The sequence below is a fragment of the Rhodomicrobium udaipurense JA643 genome (assembly GCF_000636015.1).
Lineage (GTDB): Bacteria > Pseudomonadota > Alphaproteobacteria > Rhizobiales > Rhodomicrobiaceae > Rhodomicrobium > Rhodomicrobium udaipurense.
Window position 1 is genome coordinate 1 of record NZ_JFZJ01000029.1, and the last position, 17,878, is coordinate 17,878.

General features: G+C 59.9%; 12 protein-coding genes. 4 read left to right on the forward strand and 8 right to left on the reverse strand.

The annotated features are described in order from the left end of the window. Positions 1–723: 723 nt before the first annotated feature. The 5 genes from trmB to T281_RS17525 form a co-directional block, all read right to left on the reverse strand. Positions 724–1,467 carry a tRNA (guanine(46)-N(7))-methyltransferase TrmB gene (gene trmB, locus T281_RS06475; RefSeq protein ID WP_081796642.1) on the reverse strand — a complete coding sequence of 248 codons (744 nt, stop codon included), beginning with the start codon at positions 1,465–1,467 and terminating at the stop codon, positions 724–726. Between the two features lie 2 nt (positions 1,468–1,469). Further along, positions 1,470–2,639: a methionine adenosyltransferase gene (metK, locus tag T281_RS06480; RefSeq protein ID WP_037236037.1), complete on the reverse strand. Its 1,170-nt coding sequence runs from the start codon at positions 2,637–2,639 to the stop codon at positions 1,470–1,472. A gap of 54 nt (positions 2,640–2,693) precedes the next feature. Beyond that, positions 2,694–3,200 (reverse strand): helix-turn-helix domain-containing protein, encoded by a 507-nt coding sequence (locus T281_RS06485; protein WP_052037192.1) that lies wholly within the window; start codon positions 3,198–3,200, stop codon positions 2,694–2,696. A gap of 202 nt (positions 3,201–3,402) precedes the next feature. Further along, on the reverse strand, positions 3,403–5,046 hold the full coding sequence (gene lnt / locus T281_RS06490) for an apolipoprotein N-acyltransferase (protein WP_052037183.1): 1,644 nt from the start codon (positions 5,044–5,046) through the stop codon (positions 3,403–3,405). Between the two features lie 452 nt (positions 5,047–5,498). Then, positions 5,499–6,332, reverse strand: coding sequence for a hypothetical protein (locus tag T281_RS17525; protein WP_052037184.1), 834 nt, complete (start codon positions 6,330–6,332; stop codon positions 5,499–5,501). Between the two features lie 271 nt (positions 6,333–6,603). On the opposite strand from T281_RS17525, the gene groES reads away from it, so the two are divergent. Beyond that, positions 6,604–6,927: a co-chaperone GroES gene (groES, locus tag T281_RS06500; protein WP_037236086.1), complete on the forward strand. Its 324-nt coding sequence runs from the start codon at positions 6,604–6,606 to the stop codon at positions 6,925–6,927. 54 nt (positions 6,928–6,981) lie between these two features. Further along, positions 6,982–8,610 (forward strand): chaperonin GroEL, encoded by a 1,629-nt coding sequence (groL, locus tag T281_RS06505; protein ID WP_037236039.1) that lies wholly within the window; start codon positions 6,982–6,984, stop codon positions 8,608–8,610. A 710-nt stretch (positions 8,611–9,320) separates the two neighbouring features. Here the strand turns inward: groL and T281_RS06510 are convergent. Both T281_RS06510 and T281_RS06515 read right to left on the reverse strand, forming a co-directional pair. After that, complete coding sequence (locus tag T281_RS06510) at positions 9,321–10,970, reverse strand: recombinase family protein (RefSeq protein ID WP_052037185.1); 1,650 nt, start codon at positions 10,968–10,970, stop codon at positions 9,321–9,323. A 12-nt stretch (positions 10,971–10,982) separates the two neighbouring features. Beyond that, positions 10,983–11,237 carry a hypothetical protein gene (locus tag T281_RS06515; protein ID WP_037236042.1) on the reverse strand — a complete coding sequence of 85 codons (255 nt, stop codon included), beginning with the start codon at positions 11,235–11,237 and terminating at the stop codon, positions 10,983–10,985. Between the two features lie 203 nt (positions 11,238–11,440). Here T281_RS06515 and T281_RS06520 point away from each other — a divergent pair, with 203 nt between their 5' ends. Further along, positions 11,441–13,009 (forward strand): Fic family protein, encoded by a 1,569-nt coding sequence (locus T281_RS06520; protein ID WP_052037186.1) that lies wholly within the window; start codon positions 11,441–11,443, stop codon positions 13,007–13,009. A 136-nt stretch (positions 13,010–13,145) separates the two neighbouring features. Next, positions 13,146–13,631, forward strand: coding sequence for a hypothetical protein (locus T281_RS18695; protein ID WP_155955134.1), 486 nt, complete (start codon positions 13,146–13,148; stop codon positions 13,629–13,631). Between the two features lie 63 nt (positions 13,632–13,694). Here the strand turns inward: T281_RS18695 and T281_RS06530 are convergent, their stop codons facing one another. After that, a complete protein-coding gene (locus tag T281_RS06530; protein WP_338053298.1) occupies positions 13,695–17,108 on the reverse strand; it encodes a TM0106 family RecB-like putative nuclease in 3,414 nt (1,137 codons plus the stop codon). Positions 17,109–17,878: the final 770 nt, after the last annotated feature.

Here is a 17,878-nt window from a genome sequence, read left to right on the forward strand (position 1 = left end):
TAGGTGTGCGAGAGAAGACAAATCAGAGATCAGCTTGATCCCAGCGAATCGAAAACGACTCTGTCATCTTCGGGAGATCCCGGCCAAATGACTATCCCTCGGAGGTTCGATGGCCAAATGGCGACAACGGCTTTCTGGCGAAGGTGCCAAGGTGAGCGCCCACCACTGGTTTTCAGCCAAGCGCACACCGCCCTGACAGCGTCTCGATCTTCTACGATGTTGACCGCTCGCCCCATCACATCGACACGACGACACGACGACACGACAAGCCTTCGTCGTCCGGATGCCGTCCAAGGGAAGATGGCCCGAAATCGCGGACCCATCTCGTCAAGTTCGGGAAATTCGCCTCACCGCTCTTTGCGAAAAATCTCCAGACGTCGAGATCCTTCACCCCGCTACAGCCGTCGAGGTAATGCAGCGCCCCTCCTTGGCATAACACGATGAGAAACAAGCGACCCTTGAAATACGAGCCTATCGCCAAGCTTTAGCGTACCACTCGTCGAATACGTCAACGCCAATATTGGCGAGCTTCTCCAAGTGTTCGTCGGCAATTGTTGCCAAAGAGCGATCCACGATCAGCATCACTCACAGCCCCCTCGATGACATGGCCCTTGTATAGATAGCCAGCCCATCTCAGGATGCATCCCGCTCCCGATTGAATCAATTATATGTAAGTTTTACATGCGCCGGGCTAAAGCCGCGCCAAACATTTCTGAAGGCGTCTTAAATCGCGCGGTGAAGAACAAGAAACGTCGCGCCGCGCCCCTGCTTCCGCGCCTTCTCCTCGTAGCGGGTTACGGGCCAATCCGGCATCGTGTCGCGGTTGTCGGTCGTGAAAACCCGCGCGATGTCAAAGGCGGGGTGTGAGCGCGCCGCTTCGATGGCAGCCTCGGCATAGTCATCGATATCGGAGGCAAATCGAAATTCGGCGCCTGGGCGCAGTAGCGGCGCGAGTTTATCGAGAAGGTGTGCTGAAAATAGCCGCCGTTCGCGGTGGCGCTTCTTGGGCCACGGGTCGGGAAACAGCATGAAGGCGCGCGAGAGACACTCGGGCGGCAGCCCCCGAAGCAAGGCGAGCACATCGTCGGCGTAAACACGAACGCGTTCGGTAAGCTCGCGCGTGACGAGCGCATCCATCGCCGACACGACGCCGTTCAAGTAGGGCTCCGCGCCGATAACCCCGACACGCGGATTGTTGGCGACCTGCCAGACGAGATGCTCGCCGCCGCCGAACCCGATTTCTAGCCAGATATCCTGCACGCTGTCGGGAAAGAGCCGCTTCAGCGCCAAAGCATCCAGCGGCTGGCTGACATCGATCGAGCGGTTTTGCAGCCCTTCGACAAGCAACGCCGATTGCCGCAGAGAGAGCGTTCTACCCTTTCTGCGGCCAAATGATCTAGGCCATCTTTCCGGGAAATGCGCCGCGCCGCCGGTTTCCCCGCACGGCGCGTCATCAACTTTCGTCACGCTCAGCTCAGCGCGTCTTTCAGCGCCTCAACGAGATCCAGCCGCTCCCATGAGAAGCCGCCGTCATCGGTCGGCGTGCGACCGAAGTGGCCGTAGCTCGCGGTCCGCTGATAAATCGGACGGCTGAGCTGCAGGCGCTCGCGGATGCCACGGGGGCTCAGGTCCACGATTTCGGCGATCACAGCCTCAAGCTTGCCTTCGTCCACGCTGCCCGTACCGTGAAGGTCAGTGTAGATGGACAGAGGCTTGGCGACGCCAATGGCGTAGGAAAGCTGCAACGTGCACTTGTCTGCGAGACCGGCCGCGACGACGTTCTTCGCGACGTAGCGCGCCGCGTAGGCAGCGGAACGGTCCACCTTCGTGGGGTCTTTGCCGGAGAACGCGCCGCCGCCATGCGGGGCAGCACCGCCGTAAGTATCCACGATGATCTTGCGACCGGTGAGGCCGGTATCGCCATCGGGTCCACCGATCACGAAGCGGCCCGTCGGGTTCACGTAGAATTCTTCCTTCGGGCACATCCAGCCCGCCGGAAGCACCTCGCTGACGATGTTGCCGACGATGTCGCGAATGCGTTCCTGGGTCGCGTCCTCGGCGTGCTGCGTGGAAACAACAACGGACGTTGCACGCACGGGCTTGCCGTTTTCATAGTACAGCGAAACCTGGCTCTTGGCATCGGGGCCAAGCTCAGGAAGCTGTCCAGACCGGCGCAGCTTCGAAATCTCGAACAAGATGCGGTGCGCGTAATAGATCGGCGCCGGCATGAAGCTTTCGGTTTCACGCGTGGCATAGCCAAACATGATGCCCTGGTCGCCGGCGCCTTCGTCCTTGTTGCCCGCCGCATCGACGCCTTGCGCAATGTCGGCCGACTGAGCATGAACGTAGGATACGATTTCGGCGTTCCGCCAATCGAAGCCTTCCTGCTCGTAGCCGATGTCGCGGATCACGTCGCGCGCCGTCTCGATCAGCTTCTCGCTGGTGACGGAAGACGGTCCTCGGACTTCGCCCGCGAGAACCACCCTGTTCGTGGTTGCGAGAGTCTCCAATGCCACCCGCGAGTGCGGATCGGCGGCGAGGTAAAGATCGACAATCGCGTCCGAGATCTGATCGCAGACCTTGTCAGGGTGCCCCTCGGAAACCGATTCGCTTGTGAAATGATAGCTATTGCGAGACACTGCCTCGTTCCAATCCTTGCACGATTTGCCTGGAATGCATGGCGGAGCGCCATGCTAGCCGAGATCGTTCGCAATTCCCGGCTGGCTTTCCTTAGCCTCAGGCTTTTCCTCTGACAAGGCCCTTACGAGATCTATGACGCGCCGCCGCACCTTCGGATCCTGTATCTTGGCAAATGCCTTGTTGAGTTCGAGACCTTCACGGGAATTGAGAAAATCGAGAAGAAATCCCTCTTGCTCCGGCTCGTGGAGGCCGTGACTTGCACTCGACGGGGCGCTGTGAGCAAAAGCGTCTTCGAAGAAATAGCCGACCGGCACTTCCAGAATTTTCGAGAGCTGGAAGAGGCGACTTGCGCCGATCCGGTTGGTACCCTTTTCGTATTTCTGAATTTGCTGGAATGTGAGGTTCATTTTCTCACCCAGCTTTTCCTGGCTCATGCCGATGATCATGCGACGATATCGCACGCGGCTGCCGACATGAATATCCACCGGATTCGGCTTGCGCCCCGCGGTTTCATATATCTCGTCGCTATCGGCCAATATCGAAACCGATGATTCGACCATGCCCATATTCCGCCCCATCTCTCTCCGCCATCTTTAAGTTGTACGCACTCAGCCGTATGACTATTCCCACTACCTAAAAGTTGTAGTTATGCGTGAACGAGCCGTCAAGCTTCTTCTTATCTGCTTATGAACCGTTCCGAGACATCGCCAAAACGTTTTTCTCGTAAACGCAAGATTCGCCAACCAGTTTGGGAATTAAGAATCATCCGACCTTTGCGAGCGCAACCATAGCCAGATAAAATTGAAGCGTGAAGAAAAATAACGCAATAAAGGACTGCATCCTCAGTTTTTGATAGAAGGTTATTGGCAATGCATGAGGCAAGCTGTGGTCAATTGTCCCAGCTTTACCCAAATCTATTTTGTCCAAAATGCGGCCAAAAGGGTCAATGATTGCCGAAATTCCGGTATTGGCTGCCCTGACGACCGGCAAGCCTTCTTCCACGGCTCGAATGCGTGCTAAATGAAGGTGTTGATATGGTCCGGTGGACTGTCCAAACCATGCATCGTTGGTGACATTGACCAGCCATTCCGGCCTTTTTGGCAGACTTCCCGTTCTTCCGGGAAAGATAATCTCGTAGCAAATCAGCGGGAGAAAAGGCCCCGTCTGTGGGGTCTCGATCGGCCGCGCTGGCCCCGCCCCCGCCTCAAAACCGTCCAACCTGTGGGAAAAAGCGGAAAAACCTGCCTTCATCATAACGTCTCTGAAGGGCACATACTCGCCGAACGGGACGAGATGAATCTTGTCGTAGACGGCCTTGAGTTCGGCCCCTTTCCCCAACAAAAATAAGCTGTTGAAAGCTCTGTCGAAGCGGTGGCGGCCGTCCGGGTCGAGGCTCCCCTCCGCGCGCTCGGCGCCGATTATCAGGGATGTTCCGCCCGGAATGAGCGCCGCAAGCGCATCCCGCACCTCGTCGCTGTAAATCTGATCATTGAAGGCGAACAGCACCGGCACGGAAGATTCGGGCCAGACGACATGCGTGAAAGCGGAGATGTCTTCTCCAGATGTACCGCTGCGGCTCAACTGGAGCGCGCGGTCGAAGATCCATCGGCGATTTTCCGGCTTCCACTTCTCTTGTTGCGGAATATTTGGCTGAACGATGCGGATACGAACGCCGGGGACATCGCCGACAGTTTGCTCAAGCCTTTGCGCACCCACCGCGTAGAATGCCGCGAGCGTCAAGGCGGCGACCACGGCGGGAGCGGGAAGCCTGTTGAAGCGAGCCGCCGGTGCCGCGATCAAAGCGGCAGGCGCTGAGAAGATGAAAAGCGCGGCGAGCGTCAGACCGTACACGCCGATATAGGCCGCCATCTGCATCGGCGCTTCGTCGGCGGCAAGCGCCTCGCCGAACAGGTTCCATGGAAAGCCGGTGAAAAAGTACCCGCGCGCAGCCTCCGCGCAGAAAAATGCGAAGACAAATCCGATGATACGCGCATAGCCACGCCGCCACATCGCCGCTGCGAGCACCGCCGCGACCGCGTAGAACAGGCCGAGCGCGGCGCAAAGCCCGGCCACGGCGAACGGCATAAGGATCGCGTAGCGTTGCGCGTCGACGTAGAACGCGAAGCCGATCCAGTAGATCCCGGCGAGGAAGTAGCCGAAGCCGAAGGCCCAGCCGAGCAACGCGGCGCTCTTGAGACGCTTCACGTAATTGTCAAGAAGCGTCGGCTCGTCATCGCGGATCGCGACAGCATCGAGCGCCCAGATCATCAGCGGAAAGGTCAGGAACAACACCGGCCAAAGGTGAAACGGCGCCATGGCAAGCACTGACAACGCGCCCGCGAGAAAGGCGGTCAATACCAGTTTCCCGGTCTTGAGACCGGCCATGGTCGTCGGCAGGAAATCCATGAAGAGCCTTGGTAGGAGGATCGGGCCAGAGCCGAAACGTTAAGTGCCTGCGAATAGCGAGACTTTTCGCTGCTGACGAGATGAATCGTGACAATGCGGCTGCAAGGTTGGGGAAAGGTGGGTACTTTCAGGCCCTTCCACCAAGCCAACCTGTTGAAAAAACGTCGCCGTTGCAGTGGATTTTACATCTCCCGGCGTTGGCACCGTCATCGAATGCAAAATTAAAAAATACATTAGAATCAATCGGTTGCCAGGCACTCTCGCAGCGTATTCATTATGCTTGAGAGCGTTCAGCAATGTGTACCAAAATTTGCGCCAGAGCATTAGCACATCGAAAGGCCGGGCGGCGGCGCGCCCGGCCTGAATTAGATCGGCTCTGCGTCAAATCGAGTGCGAGCCAACGCAAGGAAGCCCATCGACCACCGCGCCTCACTTGCGGCACGACGTTGTAATCAGCGGATTTTCACAAGATCGAATTGCGAATAGCAATTGCGGCTTGGCAGGTTGTCATGCCCGGTGAGAGCGTCGGCGAAGGCTTCCGTCAGGTTCACACCGTCTGCCCTTGCGCGCACGCTCGCGAGGAGAACCGGCCGCTCATAGCTCGAGTCCGCGTCCTGTTGCGCCTTGCAGGCGTCCCTGTCGTATTGTCCGAGAGTGAGCGTCCAAAGCGGGATCGAAGCGTCCGACACCTTGGAAATCCATCCTGCGACCGTCTGAGCACGGGCAAGCGCGCGCGCTTCTTCCGCCTCGCGGTCGCCCTCGCGTGAGGCCAAACCGACGGCGATAAGGTCGAGTGCGCTGGCAAACGACTCCTTGACCTTCGGCGTGATGATCCGGTCGGCCGTTTCCTCTTCGGGGATGACCGTATCATTGGAAACGACTTCGGTCGTGCTTCCCTTCACCCAGGTATAATCGTTGGTGACAATGATATAATCGAACGATGCCGTGCGGCCTTCTGCGTCCTTGCCGTCAATGCGGAAGAAATAGGCATTCTCGACCTTTTCCTTGGGCGCATGCTTCTCGGCGACGGGCTGCGGAGCAACGACTACCGGCTGCGGAGCAGCCACCACAGGCTGAGGCGCGGGCGTGGCCTCGACATTTTTGGCTGCCCGGTCGGCGTAAAGGATCGCGCCTTCGACCAGCGCCGCGAGAAAAAGCAGAACCGCGAGGATCCAGAGCCAGATTCCGCCGCGACGCTTCTTTTCTTCGTCAGGTTTCTTCCCATCTCCCGCGAAAGGAGGCTGCGCCGAATTCGAATTAACGTCTTTTGCAAGAATATCGGTCATTGAAATGGTCCCCTTTAAACTCGGGACATTCGCCCCGGGCGCGCCGCAGTGTGGCATGCCACATCGGATGCACCGCTATTATGACGAGATTTCGTCAAATCCGCTTCATCATCCTAGACTTTTGCTAAAGCCCCCGCTCCAAATTAGCACTCGCCACTTGACAGTGCTAACAGTTCCAGACTATCTCAGCGGCAGGGTAAACGCGAGCTCATATGCCGCACCCACACATTTTACGATCCAGATTTGTCGTCTGAGGAGGATACACATGTCAGTGAAGTTCCGGCCCCTGCATGACCGCGTCGTCGTGCGCCGTCTCGAAGAAGAAGAGCGCACCAAGGGCGGCATCATTATTCCGGACACGGCTAAGGAAAAGCCTCAGCAGGGCGAAGTGATCGCCGTTGGCCCCGGCGCCCGTAACGAAGAAGGCAAGCTCGTTGCCCTCGACGTGAAGGAAGGCGACCGCGTTCTCTTCGGCAAATGGTCCGGCACCGAAGTCAAGATCGACGGCGAAGACCTTCTGATCATGAAAGAGAGCGACATCCTCGGCATTCTCGAAGGTCACGAAGGCGGCGGCAAGAAGAAGAAAGCCGCGTAGTAGCCCGAGACTATCCCTTTCAAAGTTTCACTCTCATTTAAGGAGTCATGATCAATGGCTGCTAAAGACGTACGTTTTGGCCAGGACGCCCGCGAACGCATGATCCGTGGCGTCGATATCCTCGCTGATGCCGTGAAGGTTACGCTCGGCCCGAAAGGCCGCAACGTGGTGCTCGACAAGTCTTTCGGTGCGCCGCGCATCACGAAGGACGGCGTGACGGTCGCGAAGGAAATCGAGCTTGAAGACAAGTTCGAGAACATGGGCGCGCAGATGGTGCGCGAAGTCGCCTCCAAGACCAACGACATCGCTGGCGACGGCACGACCACCGCGACCGTTCTCGCTCAGGCGATCGTGAAGGAAGGCGCGAAGTCCGTCGCCGCCGGCGCGAACCCGATGGACCTCAAGCGCGGCGTCGATATCGCTGTCGCAGCCGTCGTGAAGGATCTCCAGAGCAAGGCGAAGAAGGTCACGTCGTCTTCCGAAGTTGCGCAGGTCGGCACGATCTCCGCTAACGGCGACGTCGAAGTCGGTGCCAAGATCGCCGAAGCGATGGAAAAGGTCGGCAACGAGGGCGTTATCACGGTTGAAGAGAGCAAGTCGCTCGACTTCGAACTCGAAGTCGTCGAAGGCATGCAGTTCGACCGCGGCTACATCTCGCCGTACTTCATCACCGACGCCGAGAAGATGCGCGTCGATCTCGACGATCCGTACATCCTGATCTACGAGAAGAAGCTGTCCAACCTCCAGCCGCTGCTGCCGGTTCTCGAAGCCGTCGTCCAGTCGGCCCGCCCGCTCCTCATCATCGCTGAAGACGTCGAAGGCGAGGCTCTCGCCACGCTCGTCGTCAACAAGCTGCGTGGCGGCCTCAAGGTTGCCGCCGTTAAGGCTCCGGGCTTCGGCGACCGCCGCAAGGCCATGCTGCAGGACATCGCGGTTCTGACGGGCGGCCAGCTCATCTCCGAAGACCTCGGCATCAAGCTTGAGAACGTGAACATCACGATGCTCGGCCGCGCCAAGAAGATCACCATCACGAAGGACGACACGACCATCGTCGATGGCTCCGGCGACCAGAAGGAGATCGAGGCCCGCATCAATCAGATCAAGGCCCAGATCGAAGACACGACCTCGGACTACGACCGTGAGAAGCTCCAGGAGCGTCTTGCGAAGCTCGCGGGCGGCGTCGCGGTGATCCGCGTCGGCGGCGCGACGGAAATCGAAGTGAAGGAAAAGAAGGACCGCGTCGACGACGCGCTCAACGCGACCCGCGCGGCCGTGGAAGAGGGCTTCCTTCCGGGCGGCGGCGTGGCTCTGCTCCGCGCGATCTCCGCGCTTGAAGGCCTCAAGGGCGAGAACGAAGACCAGAAGGCGGGCATCAACATCGTCCGTCGCGCGATCCAGACCCCGATCCGCACCATTGCGGCGAACGCGGGCGAAGACGGTGCGGTTATCGCCGGCAAGGTTCTTGAGAACAGCGACTACAACTTCGGCTACAACGCCGCGACCGGCGAGTACTCGAACCTCGTTGCCGCTGGCGTCATCGACCCGGTGAAGGTGGTTCGCATCGCGCTTCAGGACGCCGCTTCCGTGGCTGGCCTCCTGATCACGACCGAGGCCATGATCGCCGAGAAGCCGAAGAAGGACTCTCCGATGCCGGCGATGCCGGGCGGTGGCATGGACTACTAAGTCCACGCCAGAGCGATTGAAACACGGGGCCCGCGGCGCAAGTCGCGGGTTTTTTTATAATTCTTGCGTATCCGTTGTGTTTTGCGCATTGCCTGGAAGGCAAGAAAAGCCCGCAGAACCAGCATGGAAAACAAAGATCGAAGAAATATCACCTGATCGTTAGATCCAATTCCCGAGAGCGAAGAATCATAAGCAGCCGCGAAGTGTCTCCAGTAGCTGTGCGAGGTACCTGTGTCATTGGAAGGCAGTTCGCCGCCTAGGGAATTCTGGCAGGAAAAGTTCGACAGCAACGTCAACTGCGGCACCTGCTTCTCCGCCGACGCAACCGAGATTCAGATCTTCTGCGGCATGAGCCGCAGCATGCCGGTCCTTGTCATCGTCTACAACGGGCGGGGCATGGCGGAGGCCGAGGTGATTGCGGCCGTGCGCCAGGGGCGACCGATCCACGGAAAAAGCGCGGGTCGAAGGATCTCGGAGGCTTCGGCCTCGGGCTCAAGACTGCGTCCTTCCCGCATGCCGCCGGCAGGAGGGCGCCGAGCGGGCGAACACGAATGGCTGAGGCTGGAGAATGGTGGCTTACCGCCGAGACCATCTGCGCGCCCTGGCCCACGGGTTGAGGTCGCCGACAGGGGATCGCATCATTGAATCGAGTCGGAACTATTGCCCACGCCCGTCGCTGCTTCAAGCGTGCAATCGGCGGCGTTCGGCGTTCATAGTTCTGTGCTGAAGTGGCGCGCCACTTCCGAACAAAAACTGGGCACTCCCGCCGGGGCAGCCCCGCCGCCCATAACCAGACGTTCCAACGTGGTCCGGCGGCCGATGATGCGGATTTCCTCGTCGTCCACTTCCACCTGATCGATGACCGAGCGGATATAGGCGCGCCGGAACGGCGTGTCGCCGGTCAGGACGTTGGCGCGCATCACTGCAACGAAGGCGGCGATTTTGTCGTCCGTGATGCGGGACAGCGGGCTGTTTTCCGCGACGGCGCGATCAAGAGCTATTTGTGCGAGGTCGCGCTCGGTTCTGACAGCACCCATGCGATCCTTCAGCGTCTCGTCGGCGAGATCGGCCGCACCACTTTCAATGGCGGCGTAGAGCCGGTCGAGGCGTGCTTTGGCATCGGTGACTTTGGCCCGCAAGGCCGACAGGCGCGCGCCATGATCTTCGTCCTTCGCAGTCTGCCGCTGGATCAAACCGGCGAGCAGCTCGCTGACGCGCTCCGGCGTGAGCAGTCTCTCAGCCAGCCGCTCGGTCACAAACCTATCGAGTTTTTCCATCGGGATCGACCGGCCTTTGCAGGCCGACTTGCCCTGCTGAGCGCAGGTGGCGCAGGTGTAGTACCGATAGCGCCCTGACTTCCCTGTACGCAGCGTCATGCCCCCGTTGCAGCTGGCGCAGGTGGCGATGCCGGTCAGCAAAATGGGGCCCGTCACGACGCGCGGCGGCATCACCCGCGGATTTCTCGCCTTGAGGGCTGCCTGCACAGCGTCAAACGTTGCGGCGTCAATGATCGGATCGACGGCGACGCCGATCTGTTCCGACTCGGGCTTCGCTTTCCTTGTTTTCCAGACCTTGCGGTTGAAGCAGTGTTCACCCTTGTAAGTCGGGCGCGTAAGGATTTGGTGGAGCGGGCCGATGCCCCAGCGGGCGCCGACGCGGGTACGGTAGCCGCGCTCGTTGAGCCAGCAGGTCACGGCCTTCACGCCGAGCGGGCCGGACGTGCCGTCGCCCTTGCTGAACAGGCGAAACATCAACCGCACGACTTCAGCTTCGACGGGATCGACGGCGAGGCGCTTCTTAGTTTTCGCTCCACGCTGTTCGGCGGCGACCACGGCATAGCCGTAGGGCGCCTTCGAGCCGTTCCAGAAGCCCTGGCGCGCATTTTCCTGCATGGCACGGAGCGTGTGTTTCGCGTTTTCCTTGGACTGGTATTCGTCGAACAGGGCGAAGACCTGGCGCACCATCACGCTCATCGGGTCGTCGCCGAGGTCCTGCGTGATGCTGACGAGACGGACGCCTGCCTTGCGCAAACGCCGGACATGGTACTCCAGCGCGAAATGGTCGCGCGCGAAGCGGCTGAAGGAGTGGACGATCACGACATCGAAAGGCGGCGCGTCCTGCGTTGCCATGTCGAGCAGCCGCTGCAGTTCAGGCCGGCGGTCATCCATGCCGCTCGCGCCGGGCTCCGTGAATTCGATCACCACGTCCCAGCCGCGCGCCGCGCAGAAGGCAGCCGCCTGCCGGCGCTGGTCCGGGATCGAAAGATCGGCTTCGGCCTGACGGCCGGTCGAAACGCGCAGATAGAGCGCCGCACGTTTGCCAGGGACCTGGCCGCTTTCCTCTTTAGTGGTGATGGTCATCGGCGTGCCCGTTTAGCGGCGATATCGTCCAGATGTTTGAAGCTTTTGTGAGTCCGCGCGCCGGTTTTGCGACGGGGCCGGCGAAGCACCATCCGCCTCGCCTGCCGCGTTCGACATAATCGCGTTGAGCAGTGGCATCAGGAAGGCCTCGACCGCATCCAGCTCCGCCGCAGCGACGGCAGGGTGCAAAGGCAGATCGTCGACGACGCGCCACGTCTGGGTAACGCCGTCTGCCTGCTGCCCTGTATGGTGCGGAACCCTGGCCATGGCAGCAGTGTGCCCGAAGGGCCTCCCGAATTTCCTGGCCGTTGGCTGGTCATCATGCCGATCTTCCTGGCTTCACCAGCTTTTTGGGTGGTTATCGAAATTCAGGCTAGCAAGCTATTTGTAAGCTGTTTTCATTGAATGTCATCCATTTTCATGTGATTATGGGGGTAGTGTTCAATTTTCACGGCAGGGTATCGATTTTCATGGGTCACGATCCCCAGAATCACTTTTCAGGCCCGGTTACCGTTTTTCATGACCGCAGGCTTCCGGAGGAGGCGCTGCCCGCAGGGTATGCCGCCCTGATCGATGCCTATCGCCTTGCCGTGCCCGTGCCGCTGAGGCTGGCCGCCATCGGGCAGCGCCATAAAATCTATGAGGCGGAAGGCTGGCGGATCTTCACGCCCCGCCACACGCCGCACGCCGACCTGGCCGGCCACCTGACATTCGCCCTGCGCTATGAGGGGCTCGATCTGTGCGTGCTCAAGACCCTGTTCAGGGCGACCGGGCCTGAACCTGTCGCCGATATCGTCCGGGCAGCACCGACGGGCTCGTTCGCGCGCCGCGTCTGGTTTCTCTACGAATGGCTGATGCAGGCCCGCCTCGACCTGCCGGACGCGGCCAGCGGCGCCTATGCGCTCATCGTCGACCCCGAACAGCAATGGGCAGCAGGCGGCGTCACATCCACGCGCCACCGCGTCAAAAACAACCTTCCGGGCACGCCCGCCTTTTGTCCGATGATCTTCAGGACGCCCACCCTTGAGGCGTTCGTCACCAGAAACCTTGCCGGGGAAGCGCGCGCGCTGGTGGCGGGCGTGCCCGCCGATCTGCTGGCACGGACGGCGGCGTTCCTGCTGCTGAAGGATTCACGGTCCAGCTTCGAGATCGAAGGCGAGGACCCGCCGCAAGATCGTATCCAGCGCTGGGGCCAGGTGATTGCGGAAGCCGGACGGCGCCCGGTCGACCGGGCCGAGCTCGAACGCCTGCAAAGGATTGTTATCGGCGATGCGCGTTTCGTTCATCTGGGATTACGCACCGAAGGCGGGTTCGTCGGTGAGCATGATCGCACGACCGGCGCGCCGATCCCCGATCACATCAGCGCGCGGCATGAAGACCTGAGCGGTCTGGTGGATGGCCTCACCGCCTTCGACAGGATGGTCGCGCCGGCGCTGGACCCTGTACTGGCGGCAGCCCTGCTCGCTTTCGGCTTTGTCTATATCCATCCCTTCGAAGACGGAAACGGACGACTGCATCGCTTTTTGATCCATCATGTTCTGGCGGAGCGTGGATTCAATCCGCCCGGTGTCGTGTTTCCAGTGTCCGCTGTTATTCTCGACCGGATCGAAGAGTACCGGCGCACGCTCGAAAGCTACTCGCAAAGGATGCTGCCGCTTGTTCGCTGGCGGCCGACCGATCGCAACAACGTCGAGGTTTTGAACGACACTGCCGACTTTTACCGCTACTTCGACGCCACGCCACATGCCGAGTTCCTGTTCTCCTGCGTCGCGCGGACAATTGACGTCGATCTGCCGGCAGAAACCGCTTTTCTGAAGGCTTACGACACATTCAAAGCGCGCGTACTGAATATTGCCGACATGCCGGACCGGCTGCTCGACCTGCTGTTCCGCTTCCTGCGCCAGAATGGCGGGACGCTGTCGAAGCGCGCGCGCGAACGTGAATTCGCCGGTCTGACCGACCGGGAAGCGGCTGAGATCGAGGCGATTTTCACGGAAACAAACCCCGTTGCCGCTTCCGCAGCCGCCCAGATTCGTTGATGGCAGTGATACGAACCCTGGATTGACCAGGTCATAGACTGGTCATTGTTGTCCTGAAGACCGAAGTGGCGGTGACATTGAGCGCGAAGCGTGTTGTTTTGATCTGCACGCGTGCTCACGGAGCCGAAATCAGCCCATGCAATGGTCGGTGTTGCCGGAGCTTCAGGACGCGCCGCCGCTTGATGACGAGGATCTTGCCTGCCTGCAGGAAATCCGCGATGCGCTCGCCCGGCACGGCAAGCTGAAGCGTTTCGCGATCCATCTGGCGCATCGGCACTTCGAGCTCGGCCCGGATGAAATATTGATCGAGCGCCCTGATCCCGATGGACGGACCCAGCATGTAACCGTGGGAAAGCGCGGTGACGAAAAGGACGCCCAGCCGACAACATGGCTGTTCGAAGAAGGTCCCGAGCTGTTGTTGTCGGACGCGGTCTATTGTGTGTGCGTGTCCGACCCTAAAGCGACAGATGCCTGTGTGCGCCATGGCAGGAGCCGATCACCAGGCGGAGCGCACCAAAAGGATGAGTCAGCGAAGAGCAGACGGATTTCGGAAGATAAGGGCCGGCATGAGCAGGGCTTTCCTGCCAGCGGGCATGATCGCGACAGGGCGCGTGATAGGTAGGTCCTGCTTCGCACCAACAAAATGATGGCTAGAAATCGGCGGCGCCGGACGATAGCGCCTCCGCTATGCCGGCAACGCCTCAGCCATTTCCAGATAGCGGCAGAACGCGTTGGCGAGCTGCATCTGCCGAGGGGTCTTGCATTCGGCCTCGAAAATCTCCGGGGATGAGACAAGGATCGCCATGCACTTCGCACGGGAGACCGCGACATTGAAGCGATTGGCGCTGTAGAGGAATTCCATGCCACGCGGGGCGTCGGCATGGCTGGATGTCGCCATCGAATAGATGGCAATGGGCGCTTCCTGCCCCTGAAACTTATCGACAGTGCCGACACGCACGCCCGGGTGGCGCTGCTGAATCTCGAAGACCTGCGCATTGTAGGGCGTGATGACGACGATATCGTCGAGCGTGACAGGTCTTTCGATGCCATCGCGGTCGATCCAGCGCGTGTTGCCATTCAGGATCGTCATCACGATCTGCGTCACGGTGCCGGCCTCTTCGACCGAATAGCTTTTGTTGCCGGCGTGCTCGACGGGGACGTAGCGAAGGCCGGAGCCTTTTATGGGTCCGTCGGACAGTATGACCTGCTTCTCGCAGCCTGCCACGGGGTGGAGCTTGCCCTCATAGAAGAGCTCGGAATCGAACGCGCAGATCGGTGGGTTCATGCGCCAGGTTTCAGCGAGGAACAGGCCACGATCCGGGTCGATCGTCTGACTGCCGCCGAGCACATGCTCCAGCGAGGACACGCCTGTACTGTCAGGGTGCGTTCCCTGCGTCGGCTGATCGAGCTGCTGCGGATCGCCGAGCAGAATGAGCCGTTTGGCGGCGTGCGATACGGCCAGCACATTGGCGAGGGACATCTGGGCGGCTTCGTCGACGACAAGAACGTCGAGAACGTCCTGCGCATCGGCCGCAGACCATAGAAACCCTGTCGCGCCCGCCACCTGGTATTGCCCGGAGGCCAGCTTCCCGAACAGCTCCTTGTTGTCTTTGGCAAACTTCAGACGCGGTTGATCGTCCTCTTTTTCCTTAGCCTTCTGGACGCAGCAGAGATCCAGTTTCATTTCCTCGGCTGCTTCGAGGACCTTATCCAGCAGGTTGCGGATCACCTTGTGGCTGTTGGCCGTGATTCCGACCTTCATGCCCTGTTGAACGAACCTGCAGATCATGCGGGCGCCCGTGTGGGATTTCCCCGTGCCGGGCGGACCCTGGACCGGCAGCACGCCGCCTTCAAACTGGCCGGCAAGCCGAAGTGCTGCGTCGAGCGTCGTCTCGCCTTCATTCTGAATGGCATCGCCGTTGATGCGAGGCGGGACTCTCAGGAGGAGGTCTCTCGCCGCGAGGTAGGGACCGGGACCTGCGATGCCGTGATCGGCGACGTGCTCCCCGATACGGAGCAGGCATTCGGCCTGCTCCTTCGATGGAATTATCTCGTGAACATAGATGGCCTCGGGATGAAGGTCTGCCGACGCGCCTGTCTTCTTGATGTCGATTGTCCTGGACTCGGGGGAAATCGCAGCGACTTCGCCGAGCTTGTCACCTCCAACGGCACGCAGGTCTTTGCCGGCCCGGATGTCGGTGTCCTGCTGCGGGAACGCATATCGATGCGTCGGTACTCGCACCTTTCCGACTTTCGGCAGCTCGGTGATGTACGTCAAACCTGACAGTGCGACCCGCTCATCGATCAGTTCATCGGCGCTGAGCGCCTTCAGCCTGAAATGTTCCCACCACGTTGCCTTATCTTCGCGGCGGTGCCAGTCGAGAATATTGGCAAGGACCCATTGCGCATGCTGTTCTTCGCTGCGCTGTGCGGGGTCGACCGGGATGCCGGTTGTCAGACGCTCCACCAGCCTGTTGACCCGTTCCTGCCTCTCTGAAATCGCTTCGCTCGGTCCGTCCTGGCCGGGCGCCGGGCGCGGTACGTTGGCGCCTTGCGCTACAAGGTCGGACCGGAGCGTCTCCAGCCAGTTGCGGAGCGCTTCCGTGGAAACGCAGTCATCCTGATTGTAGCCCTGGACGATGTCCCGGTCCCTGGATGAGATTGAATGATGGTCGCCAAGCTCCAGCCCGGCCTGAAGCGAAGCGAGCGCGATATTTGCATCGCTGAGCGGGACCACCCTTTCGTAACCGTAGAAGGCTTCGAGCCGCTTGATCGAATAGCTTTCGACACTGGCCCGCAGCGCGTTGCGCACGACGCTGTAAAGGTCCACGAAAACGAGGCCGCGCAGCAGGTCGTCGATCTCGTTTTCACGGGATGCGTAGCGGCCCATCAGGCGTTTCAGGGCCGCCGGTTCGTATGGCGCAAAATGATAGATATGCAGATCGGCGCAGGTCTTTTTTCGCTCGATGACGAAATCGACAAACCGCTCGAAAGCGGCCTTTTCTTCGGTCCTGTCAAACGACCAGTCGGCGCGGTAAGCGGCATTGCCGCTCTCATCGCGGAAGTGATAACCGAAAAGGTATTCAAGGCCGTGCTCGCCGACGAAGGGATCGCCTTCGAGGTCGAAGAAGATATCGCCGGGTGACGGCGCCGGGAGCGCGCTAAGCCCCAGTTCCGGCTGGACACTCAGGAGCTCATAGCGGCGCTGACCGGATTCCCGGGCTTCGAACTGAATGAGGGCCTGACTCTTGACCTTCTCGTAGGATTGAACTGCACCGCGCTTCGGCTTCCACGCCAGCGGCGTTGGCAGCGTCGCAAGCCCCGCCAGCGTATTAACGCCGTTCTCCCGCAGCTCTGTAATCTGGTTGCGGGATATACCAGCCACGTAGGAGAGGTGATCGTCGGTGCGCCGCCGCTTGTCGCAGGTCTCGCTCCAGCGGCAGACATCGCAGTGATCGTTCGGTTCGGGATAGGTGTCCGGGCCGAGCTGCCCGTCCGTCACGCGTTCGATCGCCGCTTTCGCCTTCCTGAAGTAGGCGGCAAAATCCGCGGTGCGATAAGAGTGCGACACGAAATCAGTCCACGGGGCGACCACGTGCGCGAACTCAGGCTGGCAGTCCTGCATGCCAGCCAGCATCTCTGAATAGAGACAAAGCTGCAGGACGGTGCCGCCCTTGGTCTCGCGCGCGAGCTTTGTGTCTGTTACCTCGTAGGACCAGTCGCCGAAGACGCTCGGCATGCTGACGCGGCGCAGGATATCGGCGCGGCCGGCCCAGCGGCCGCTGCGCAGCGATCCCTGGATGATGATTTCGCGGCCGCCCTTCATGGCGTCGAGCGTTGCATTGACGCTCGTGTCCGAATTATCGACGCCTTCGATCGTCACCGCATCCAGCCCGCTGGCCTTCAGGTGATCGATAAACGCCTGCTCGTGCCGGAATCCGCGCTCCCGCAGGATTTCAAGCAGCGGGTCCCAATGGATCGGTTTGGCGAGTGTGCCGTTCGTGACCTGAATATCGAGCGCTGTAAGGTGCCCACAGTTCAAGTGGCCAACCAAATCGGTGGCGCTCAACCCTATCCCATCATGAATCTTCATCATCATCTGACGATATCAATGAAACCCGGCCCACTCCAAAGGGAATCAACAAAATACAAATCGTTCGCGAGCGTCTCGGGGTGGCAGCGCAGGGCATGTCGCTCATCGACCATTCTCGGCCGAGGACTCTCCAGCCCGACCTGCCGGCCGGCCGGCGGATGTAGATTGCGGAGGTCTTTAAGTGCGAGTGCTTTTTCGAGCTTTGGCGTCGAGCGCCTCGTTCAGCAGGTCGCCAAGACGAAGGCCCAGCGTTTCCGCGACACGCAGGCAGACGATTAGACTTGGCGAACGTTCGCCTTTCTCAATCATGGCCGATGGCTGTCCGGCTCACGCCTGAAAGCGCGCCAAGCCTTTGCAGCGACAATCCCTGGCGTTCCCGCTCTTCCCGAATCCTTTGCATAACAAAGACAAGTATACGCTCGGCGTCACTGTATTTCATAAGTACAGATTGGCGCAAATTTAGAGCAAGCGTGATGACACTATTGTGTCACTACCGCAGTAATGGCACTAATGTATATTATATCCGTCACGGTACATCGCTTATGCAAATGTAGAATAGAATGACGTTTATAAAATTGTTTGGCGCCCTCGTTGTCTTTTCACTGCCCGCACTCGCCCATTCAGTGCGCCTGCAAAGACTTCAACCTGCTTTCGAAAACTTCGAGGCAGGCTTTGCCTGGCTGAAGCACTGTGGAGATTTCAAAAAGAACCCTTCCTATTGCAGACAGTGTTCGTGCAGGCGATTGCTTTGACAAACGCCTACGCAATCAGGAACG

Excerpts from the sequence above, each read along its gene's own strand:
- T281_RS06485 (WP_052037192.1), bottom strand. The coding sequence starts at position 3,200 with ATGGTCGAATCATCGGTTTCGATATTGGCCGATAGCGACGAGATATAT.
- lnt (WP_052037183.1), bottom strand. The coding sequence starts at position 5,046 with ATGGATTTCCTGCCGACGACCATGGCCGGTCTCAAGACCGGGAAACTG.
- T281_RS17525 (WP_052037184.1), bottom strand. The coding sequence starts at position 6,332 with ATGACCGATATTCTTGCAAAAGACGTTAATTCGAATTCGGCGCAGCCT.
- groL (WP_037236039.1), top strand. The coding sequence starts at position 6,982 with ATGGCTGCTAAAGACGTACGTTTTGGCCAGGACGCCCGCGAACGCATG.
- T281_RS06510 (WP_052037185.1), bottom strand. The coding sequence starts at position 10,970 with ATGACCATCACCACTAAAGAGGAAAGCGGCCAGGTCCCTGGCAAACGT.
- T281_RS06515 (WP_037236042.1), bottom strand. The coding sequence starts at position 11,237 with ATGGCCAGGGTTCCGCACCATACAGGGCAGCAGGCAGACGGCGTTACC.
- T281_RS06520 (WP_052037186.1), top strand. The coding sequence starts at position 11,441 with ATGGGTCACGATCCCCAGAATCACTTTTCAGGCCCGGTTACCGTTTTT.
- T281_RS18695 (WP_155955134.1), top strand. The coding sequence starts at position 13,146 with ATGCAATGGTCGGTGTTGCCGGAGCTTCAGGACGCGCCGCCGCTTGAT.
- T281_RS06530 (WP_338053298.1), bottom strand. The coding sequence starts at position 17,108 with ATGATGATGAAGATTCATGATGGGATAGGGTTGAGCGCCACCGATTTG.